Origin of the sequence: Microcoleus sp. LAD1_D5 (genome assembly GCF_036702115.1) — a bacterium.
GTDB lineage: Bacteria > Cyanobacteriota > Cyanobacteriia > Cyanobacteriales > Microcoleaceae > Microcoleus.
On record NZ_JAUBSA010000037.1, the window covers coordinates 51,121 to 58,271 of the forward strand.

A 7,151-nucleotide genomic window follows, 5' to 3' on the forward strand; every position below is an offset into this window, starting at 1 on the left:
CCAGTATATATTCACTCCAATTATTGCGGCAATTATGGATCTGAAATTTTATCTAAAAATCCTGACCCTGTGGCCCGCACTAGGTATTTCCACTATAAATTAACTGGCGATCGCCTCAACTCCCAAACAAAAATTATTAGTTATAGATACAGAGAGGGTTTTTTATGTCATTTACGAAGGCTCAAATCATCACAGTAAGCTTAGCAGGACTGGCAACAGCGGTGGGAGTAGCTGTTGCAACTATACAGTCGGGTGCGATGAAACAATCCCATCTTCCCCTTGCAGAATCGCCCGCATCCACCAGAAACCAGATTGCAGGGCCGACGAACAACCCTGAATCTCGGCAACCAAAATCTCTGCAAGCACAAACCCAGGCTGCAGAATCTCCGAAATCCCAACCCCAACCTGCAAAAACCCCGGCTGTTCAATCCTCGCTAGTTGCAGGAGTCTCCCCCCGAAAAGTTGGGCCAGTAGTTGTCACACCGCCAAATTCGGGTTGCAAAATCAGCCAAGCTGTAGTCAGCGATCGGAATCCACCGCTAAATGTGCGATCGATGCCGCAAGTAAGGGGCAGCAACATAGTAGGAAAACTTAAAAATAATACCTTTGTTTCAGTTGCTGAAGAACAAAACGGTTGGCTGCGAATTACCGATCCGCCCGGTTGGATTGCCAAAAACCGCACCGAAAGCAGTTGTTCTAACGTCAACCGGCAGATTAATTTTCTGCCGGGAGGAGATGAGGCGATCGTTAAAGGTAGAATTATCGGCAGCGGTAGCCACTCTTACCGGATTCGCGCCAGAAAAGGTCAAACAATGACTGTTAGGAATCGGCAAGAAGTTTTCCCGCAAATTATAACTCCTCGTGGCAAACTTTTAGCCGGAGATCCTTATCAAGGCAATGAAACAGAGTGGACGGGAAAAGTGCCAGTAACAGGCAATTACACATTACAATTAGACTCCAATTTCCGGGGATACGACTACGAGTTTTCTGTTGAATTGCGATAATTTTCCTGACATCTTTAGGGATACAGCAGTGCCTTGTCTTCCCCCTATCGGCGAGTTTTAATAAATAGTAGAATTAAGGAATCGCCCCAAGCGATATATCAAGAATTGCAAACTTCTGCCAATCTTCCGAATCAAAGTGCCACCATTCGGTTGTGATACCCATAAATCCGTGTTTTTTCATCGCATTCTTAAGCACTTGACGATTTTTCCGAGATTCGGCGCTGCCACCTTGATAATCTGCGTGAGCTTTTTCGGTAAAATCATCGTAAGGTGTGGGCATTTCTAATTCTTTGCCAGTGCGATCGACTAAAGTCAAATCAATAGCAGCACCGCGATTGTGCCGCGAACCTCTAGCAGGATTAGCAACATAGCGCGGATCTGGCCAAACTTCCCACATTTGCTTAGTCACTGAGAAAGGTCTGTAGCAATCGTAAACTTTTAAACCCAATCCGATTTTTTCCAAATCTGTTTGAACTAGCGCTAACTTTTGAGCAACAGAACTTCTCAAGGCGCATTTCGATATAGGGTAAAGTTTTCGTTTCAAAAAGTTGTTAGTAGTGGCGTATCGGATATCGAGGCGAATGTTGGGATTTACGGTGCGGATATCAACCAGTCGCGCCCCACTGGGAAGTTGACTCATGAAAATACTTTCAGGTACTACTGGGTTTGTTCCTGGTTGGGTAATTTGCACTTGTGGCGGCTCCTGGGCGCGGACAAATGTTGTATGGTGCAGACCGATCGCACATAGCAACACTAGCATAAATGCGATCGGGTATTTTCCAAAACGTTTAAATTTCATAGCTGTTCTGATTGTGAGTCTTAGAGAGTAGATTACAACCAAAAGCTAAATGCAACACACCGATCGCCAAGGCTCAAATCAGATCGGGATCAATACCCTGCGATCGCAAATAAGCCGCTAATCGTTCTTTTTGTTGCTGTTCCCGATCGGCCCGTTGGCTCTCAGCTTCAGCTCGTTGGCTCTCAGCTTCAGCCCGTTGGCTCTCAGCTTCAGCCCGTTGGCGTTCCTGTTCGGTATGAAGGCGTTCGAGTCGGGCTTGTTCGCTTCCAATCAGCAACAAATTACCCTGGTTATCCCACCAACGCAACCATCGCTGTGTTTGATTTTGATAACTACCTTCCCATAGACCCAACTCTACTCCCATTAGTTCGATCGAGTAGTGTCCGCGATCGTTTGGTTGCAAGCGAATATAACGAGTATTCACCCAGTTGTAGACTTCTAGTTCACCGGTTTTGATGATGTAGATAGCGTAGTAGGGAATCCGAATAATCTGCTCGTATACCCAGAACTTTCCAGGCTTCTGAGTGACACCTTCTGAGCTGCGAGATAGAGGAGTATTATCGCGTTCTTCCGAACCATTTCCACTAGCAAGCTCGATCGCAATTAGCGGCACCATATACTCGCGCCACAACACGTAAGAGCGACGAATTTCTCCATCTACCAGGGGTGGGACGTTAGGGACGTAGAACCAGTCGGGAGCTTCGGCTCCGCGTTCTGGTGGGTCGGTTTCACGCCAGTATATGCCACTATCTTGCCCGATCGCATACATTCCGTCGGGGTGGAGGGTTTGCAGCGTGGTTCCCAGGGAGTCGGTGAGCAGGATACACTGAGGATGTTCTTGGAAGTTTTTCACAAACGTGCCGTCGGACTCGGGGAGTTGCGTGTGATCTGGGAAGGCGCGGACTGGGGTTATAGGACTAAGGCTTTGGGTCATGACGGGTACGCGATCGATTGGCGATCGGGACTGATGCTCTGTTCACAGCATAGCGATTGCTGCTGCAATTGTGTCGATCAAAGCAGGTTTTGACATAACCTAGTGGGACTTAGACAAAAACTGAGGTGAAAATGTCTAAGTCCCATTAGCTAGAAAATTCAAAATTTCTTCAAATTCCCAAGCGTTGATACACTAAATCTAAGTGCCTCAATTGATACTGCGGATCGAAACAATCATCAATTTCTTTGGTTGTCATCTTAGCTGTTACCCGATCGTCCTTAGCAATTAAATTGTAGAAATTGCCGCCCGGTTTGTTCCAAGCTTCGTGAGCACAAGATTGCACAATTTTGTAGGCGTCTTCGCGACTCGTGCCTTTTTCTACTAAGGCTAACATCACGCGCTGGCTGAAGATGACTCCGCCGTAAAGGTTCATGTTTTGCTTCATGTTTTCGGGATAGACTAGCAGGTGTTTTACTAAGTCTGTGGTTTCTACTAACATGAAGTGGGTGACAGTGGAACTGTCGGGCAAAATCATCCGTTCTACGGAACTGTGAGAGATGTCTCTTTCGTGCCAAAGCGCCACGTTTTCTAAGGCTGCGACGGCGTTGGCGCGGACGATTCTCGCCATGCCTGTGAGTCTTTCCGATCGAATCGGGTTACGTTTGTGGGGCATGGCGGATGAGCCTTTTTGCCCTTTGGAAAAGAATTCTTCGACTTCGAGAACGTCGGTGCGTTGCAGGTTGCGGATTTCTACTGCAAAACGCTCGATCGATGCTGCTAAGAGTGCTAAGGTTTGGACGTATTCGGCGTGTCGATCGCGCGAAATGACTTGAGTCGATGCGGTATCGGGTTCGAGTCCGAGGTTTTGACAGGCGATCGCTTCAATTCGCGGATCGATATTAGCATAGGTTCCGACTGCGCCGGAGATTTTGCCGACTGCAATGGACGATCGCAAATTCACCAATCGGGCGCGGTTGCGAAAGACTTCTGCCAGCCATCCTGCTAGTTTAAAGCCAAAGGTGATGGGTTCGGCGTGAATTCCGTGCGATCTGCCAACCATGACGGTATTGCGATGCTGTTGAGCCTGATAGCGAATAGCTTGACTCAATTCTTCGACACGTTCTAACAAGATATTGACGCTAGCGACTAATTGCAGCGCCAAAGCAGTATCGAGCACATCGGAACTGGTTAAACCGAGGTGAATGTAGCGGCCGGCATCGCCTACATATTCGTTGACATTTGTCAAGAAAGCGATCATGTCGTGGCGGACTTCGGCTTCAATTTCGAGGACTCGTTTCGGGTCAAAATTAGCCTTAGCTTTGATTTCTTCGACTGCGGCGGCGGGGATGTAGCCGAGTTCGGCTTGAGCTTCGCAGACAGCGATTTCTACTTGCAGCCAGGTTTTCAGTTTGGCGGTTTCAGTCCAGATGTTGCCCATTTCGGGCAAAGTGTAGCGCTCTATCACGGTGGGAGTTGGGGAATGCGATCGTCCTATTGTACCTCTGCGAGGCATCCGTCTTCAGTCGGGATGGGGAATTTCGGGCGATCGAACTGTCCCTTTGGGGAATTTGAATATTTCGTTTGTTTCGGATATTGCGTTTATGGCACGGTAAGTGTTATCGTGAAGGAAACAACCAAGTATATGCCGGCCCAATACTTACATACCCTTCCAGTAATGGGTGCACAGGTTTTGCCCGATCGCAGATTCTGTCTGCTGACCAATAAAACGGGGTCTGGTATAATCAGCGGTTTAAACCGCTGATTATACCAACTTATACCACCATATTTACTCTGTGCTTCAAAAACAATCACATCAAACAAGAGATTAATTATGTTGAACCAAAAAACATCACTTGAGTCAGTTTTGGTTCAAGAACAAGAAAAGGAATCAATAGCTCAGTTAGAGCAAATACTGAGCAGAGAGTCTGCACAGCCAAAATTAGTCGGAAGTAACGGAGAAGAGATCCTGCTTCCCGAATCAGTCTACAACTTTTTGCGTCAGATTGTAGGTGCAATGGCATCAGGTCAAGCTATTTCTCTGATGCCTCACAATTGCGAGTTGACAACGCAGGAGGCAGCTAATATCCTTAATGTATCGCGACCATTTCTCGTCAAGTTACTAGATCGGGGAGAAATTCCTTGTAGTAAAGTAGGAAAACATCGGCGTGTCCTTTTTCAAGATGTAATTAACTACAAAGAACAGCGTCAAGTGAAACGTCGCCAAGGACTAAAGGAATTAACCCAATTTATTCAGGATGAGGGGTTTTACGAAGCTGGTGTTGACCCAATAACTCAGGAGTAGAATGGAAGTCGTATCCGTTATTCTAGACTCCTGTGTCATCTTCCCTATGCCTTTATGCGATACACTACTACGTGCTGCTGAGGCTGAGTTATACGAGGTTCACTTTTCACAAGAAATTTTAGATGGTGCTACCCGCAATCTGGTAAAAAAAGGAAGAATGACAGAGGTCAAAGCAGCACGTTTTCAGGAGGTGATAAAGAACACCTTTCCTGAAGGAATTATCGAAGTGCCTGCAAGTTTGGTGGAAGCAATGACAAATCATCCGGGCGATCGTCATGTTGTAGCTGCTGCGATTGTAGCAAATGCTAAGGTCATCGTTACAGATAACCTCAAACATTTCCCAAAGGAGGCTTTGGAACCTTATGGCATTGAGGCACAGCACCCGGATGTATTTCTAACTGAGCTTTTCGATAACGATCCCGAGTCGATGGTCGAAGTAATTCGGCAGCAGGTTGAGGATCTAAAAAACCCTCCTCATAATGTTGCCGAAATTATTGAAAGATTAGAGAAAAATAATAGGGTACACGAATTCGCTAGTAAAGTTCGTTTCTATGAATACTGTGATTTTGTAATAGAAACTGCGAAAAAAGCCGTGCAAAAAATAGGAGAACCTGCACCAGAAGGCGGTCGATGTTATGAAGGAGAAAAATATCGGCTCTGGATGAAAGGGCAAATTATAAGAATTACTGCTAAAGACGGTAGAGGAGAAATTCTGTTAGTTCAAAATGAGGAAATTGAGGGTGATATTTCAGCGGAAGATATCAAATTATTCCAAATATTTGCTCAACGATTGGACGAAGAATTAACAATCAATCAGATTGATGAGCAACAAGCTAATTAAAAGGCTAATTTCATAGTAACTTTGCTAGCTTTGTTCAAAGTAATATCGGCCAAATATGGAATAAGTGCCAAGCCGATACACTCTGCTAAACGGGGTGGCACGGCATTTCCAATTTGCCACATTGCCTTTTTCATAGAACCTTCAAAAATAAATGAATCCGGGAAAGTTTGCAATCTAGCCATTTCACGAGCTGAAATAACGCGGTTGAGATAAGGATGAATATGAGTGCCGCCGTGATTTTCCTTAACAGTCATACTCGGTTTTCCCGGATACTGTCGCTTGAAAGCATCGGCGTAGCTTTCATACAAAGAACCGCCTGGTGGAACTTGAGCAAGTCTTTCCATGTACTCAACAGAATGACGAGTCCATTCGTGGTTAATTTCTGCTATGGGAGTATACTCTGTTAAATCATCAATTGCTGACTCAATCGCTTTGTATTGTTCTGGTAACAATTGCGGCTTGGGATAGGGGTTTGGCAGCCCAAATCTATTGGCAATAAAAATGGCTCGCGGGCGGATTTGTGGGATTCCATACGCGGCTGATTCCAGAACAGCAACGGACATATGGGGATAGCCAATTTCCTGAAAAGCCTCGCAAATGGCTTGCTTAACAGCTCCTTTTTGTATAGTCAATATTCCGGGTACGTTTTCCATGACAACATACCAAGGACGTATTTCAAAGACTACGCGGACAAACTCTCTAAATAAGCGATTTCGAGGGTCGTTGGGGTCGCGTTTTCCTGCAACTGAGAAGCCTTAACACGGCGGCCCGCCTACAACAACATGAATTTCTGGCGAACCAATTTCAGCGAGCAATTATTGGGGATTTAAGTTTTTTATATCGTCGCACAAGTGATGGCAATCGGGAAAGTTTTTTGTATGAGTTGCCGAGGCATCGCATTAATTTCAACACTTGCTACTGGTCGAAAACCTGCTTGCAATAAACCTTGCGTCATGCCGCCCGCACCGCAAAAAAGATCGACAAATGTATAGTCTGATTTTGGCAGTGACTGAGATTCAACATCAATGAATATCTTGTAGGGGTCGCAGTCATTTGCTTCTAGTTCGCGTTGGATGCGTTCGTAACGCCCTAATTTTGCTTTCTTCTGCTTTTTGGCAGGAATTGGTTCTGACTCATTTGAGAATAAAGACAGTTGTATTGCTTCCATTTTATATTTTTTTACTGCGTTCTATCTCAATACTCCGGACAGTTTTTAAGCAGCCAAAGTACCATAAGACAAGACTGAAGAAAGATTAGGATGGTTTAAAATC

Annotated in this window: 6 protein-coding genes and 1 pseudogene; 3 read left to right on the top strand and 4 right to left on the bottom strand. The window is 45.5% G+C overall.

Going from position 1 to position 7,151, the window contains the following annotated elements:
- The first annotated feature begins 164 nt into the window (after positions 1 to 164).
- On the top strand, positions 165 to 1,004 hold the full coding sequence (locus QUA70_RS16805) for an SH3 domain-containing protein (RefSeq protein WP_333348600.1): 840 nt from the start codon (positions 165 to 167) through the stop codon (positions 1,002 to 1,004).
- 73 nt (positions 1,005 to 1,077) lie between these two features.
- On the opposite strand, the gene QUA70_RS16810 is transcribed toward QUA70_RS16805, so the two are convergent.
- The 3 genes from QUA70_RS16810 to purB form a co-directional block, all read right to left on the bottom strand.
- Positions 1,078 to 1,803 carry a M15 family metallopeptidase gene (locus QUA70_RS16810; protein ID WP_333329264.1) on the bottom strand — a complete coding sequence of 242 codons (726 nt, stop codon included), beginning with the start codon at positions 1,801 to 1,803 and terminating at the stop codon, positions 1,078 to 1,080.
- Positions 1,804 to 1,876: 73 nt separating this feature from the next.
- The gene (locus QUA70_RS16815; protein ID WP_333348599.1) at positions 1,877 to 2,737 is read right to left on the bottom strand and encodes a Uma2 family endonuclease; all 861 of its coding nucleotides are present in this window, start codon (positions 2,735 to 2,737) and stop codon (positions 1,877 to 1,879) included.
- A gap of 169 nt (positions 2,738 to 2,906) precedes the next feature.
- Positions 2,907 to 4,202: an adenylosuccinate lyase gene (gene purB, locus QUA70_RS16820; RefSeq protein ID WP_242725653.1), complete on the bottom strand. Its 1,296-nt coding sequence runs from the start codon at positions 4,200 to 4,202 to the stop codon at positions 2,907 to 2,909.
- A gap of 366 nt (positions 4,203 to 4,568) precedes the next feature.
- On the opposite strand from purB, the gene QUA70_RS16825 reads away from it, so the two are divergent.
- Both QUA70_RS16825 and QUA70_RS16830 read left to right on the top strand, forming a co-directional pair.
- Positions 4,569 to 5,039: a helix-turn-helix domain-containing protein gene (locus QUA70_RS16825; protein ID WP_333329256.1), complete on the top strand. Its 471-nt coding sequence runs from the start codon at positions 4,569 to 4,571 to the stop codon at positions 5,037 to 5,039.
- A gap of 1 nt (position 5,040) precedes the next feature.
- Positions 5,041 to 5,880, top strand: coding sequence for a PIN domain-containing protein (locus tag QUA70_RS16830; protein WP_333329254.1), 840 nt, complete (start codon positions 5,041 to 5,043; stop codon positions 5,878 to 5,880).
- On the opposite strand, the pseudogene QUA70_RS16835 reads toward QUA70_RS16830, so the two are convergent.
- Positions 5,877 to 7,048, bottom strand: a pseudogene (locus tag QUA70_RS16835) (DNA cytosine methyltransferase). The gene QUA70_RS16830 and the pseudogene QUA70_RS16835 sit on opposite strands and share 4 nt — an antisense overlap.
- Positions 7,049 to 7,151 lie beyond the last annotated feature (103 nt).

Bases quoted from the DNA above. Each gene is read 5' to 3' on its own strand.
- QUA70_RS16815 (WP_333348599.1), bottom strand. From the start codon at position 2,737: ATGACCCAAAGCCTTAGTCCTATAACCCCAGTCCGCGCCTTCCCAGAT.
- QUA70_RS16830 (WP_333329254.1), top strand. From the start codon at position 5,041: ATGGAAGTCGTATCCGTTATTCTAGACTCCTGTGTCATCTTCCCTATG.
- QUA70_RS16825 (WP_333329256.1), top strand. From the start codon at position 4,569: ATGTTGAACCAAAAAACATCACTTGAGTCAGTTTTGGTTCAAGAACAA.
- QUA70_RS16810 (WP_333329264.1), bottom strand. From the start codon at position 1,803: ATGAAATTTAAACGTTTTGGAAAATACCCGATCGCATTTATGCTAGTG.
- QUA70_RS16805 (WP_333348600.1), top strand. From the start codon at position 165: ATGTCATTTACGAAGGCTCAAATCATCACAGTAAGCTTAGCAGGACTG.